The organism is Wolbachia endosymbiont of Tuta absoluta, assembly GCF_059414725.1.
This window is the reverse complement of sequence record NZ_JBNRJY010000311.1, coordinates 1-724: the sequence shown is the minus strand read 5'-3', so window position 1 is coordinate 724 and position 724 is coordinate 1. Positions and strand designations below refer to the sequence as shown.

Annotated in this window: 1 rRNA gene; it reads left to right on the top strand. The window is 56.2% G+C overall.

The features are described 5' to 3' along the window. A 23S ribosomal RNA gene (locus ACJ5GX_RS03460) occupies positions 1-724 on the top strand; the annotation flags it as partial.

The following is a 724-nucleotide window of genomic DNA, read 5'->3' as shown; positions in this document are numbered from 1 at the left end:
CCCTTTTTGGTGGCTCGTGCGAGCTATAGCTGAAGAGGGTCGCAGTAACCAGGCCGCTGCGACTGTTTATCAAAAACACAGCACTCTGCAAACACGAAAGTGGACGTATAGGGTGTGACGCCTGCCCGGTGCTGGAAGATTAAATGATGGGGTGCAAGCTCTTGATTGAAGTCCCAGTAAACGGCGGCCGTAACTATAACGGTCCTAAGGTAGCGAAATTCCTTGTCGGGTAAGTTCCGACCTGCACGAATGGCGTAACGATGGCCACACTGTCTCCTCCTGAGACTCAGCGAAGTTGAAATGTTTGTGATGATGCAATCTCCCCGCGGAAAGACGGAAAGACCCCATGAACCTTTACTGTAGCTTTGTATTGGACTTTGAACAGATCTGTGTAGGATAGGTGGGAGGCTTTGAAGTGAGGATGCTAGTTCTCATGGAGCCAACGTTGAAATACCACCCTGGTGTGTTTGAGGTTCTAACCTTGGTCCATTATCTGGATCGATCTGCACATCGGCGGCCACTTCGGCCAGCCCGCCATGGCGGCCACTGGCCAGCGAGAAGCCAAATTTGGCGGGCAGGCCATCCAGCGCGGTATCGGCCACCAGCGCCTGCTGCAAGGCCTCGGCCAGTGCCAGCACACCGTCAGCGGGCTGGCACAGCGGGTCGATGACCAGGTTGCGCAGCTGCTCATGGCGCGCGTCCGGGTCCAGCAGGCCTTGGGCGG